The sequence below is a fragment of the Autumnicola edwardsiae genome, assembly GCF_031846505.1.
Lineage (GTDB): Bacteria > Bacteroidota > Bacteroidia > Flavobacteriales > Flavobacteriaceae > Autumnicola > Autumnicola edwardsiae.
Genome location: NZ_JAVRHP010000284.1, coordinates 1 through 662 on the forward strand (window position 1 = coordinate 1; position 662 = coordinate 662).

The 662-nt window shown below is 41.4% G+C and carries 1 protein-coding gene; it reads right to left on the minus strand.

Annotated elements, in window-relative coordinates:
- A partial coding sequence (locus RM529_RS17670; protein WP_311486046.1) for a hypothetical protein occupies nt 1–662 on the minus strand: 662 nt, incomplete at both ends.

Sequence of the window (662 nt, forward strand, 5' to 3'; positions counted from 1 at the left end):
CGAAGGCGGTCACTTCCACCTCCGGTAAAGCTAAGATCACCAACCGTGAAATCTGGTAAATTAATATCTGAGGTTCCCGGGGTGACAGATGCATCATACCACGAGTTGATCACCTCTTCAGTTAGTTGAGTGTTGAATTGTGTTTCATCAAGCTGTGTTGCTCCAAAATCCCACACATCTGCAAGACCATTGCCTGCCGCTCCATCCTTTTGAATCAATAGATTCAGAGCAGTGTTTTCTGTAATCTCTATGTTAGTACTGCCGGTGATTGAAAACCCATCAGCACCTTCAAGAGAAATTTCATAAGTATCACCTGCAGGCAGGTCCACCGTATAAGTACCTTCAGAAACTGAAGAACTCCAGGTATCACCGTTTTCATTAGTAAAAACTATACTGTAATCGCCAGGAATATCTGAGGCTGCAGTAACATCTACATTACCACTTACGGTAGCATTGTTAGCACTTTCACGTAAGATTCTAAAATAACTTGGTTTCCCGGTATCATCATAGATCTTATAGGTGCCGGAAGTTTCTGCCGTAAAATTTAATTCGGTAATTTCTTCTCCAACAGCAACTACATCATTCTGAAGTTCTGGATCTGTTGCATTTTCAAAATGAATATTACTGTCACCTTCCTGGGAAAGCACCCAAATTGTTACTTC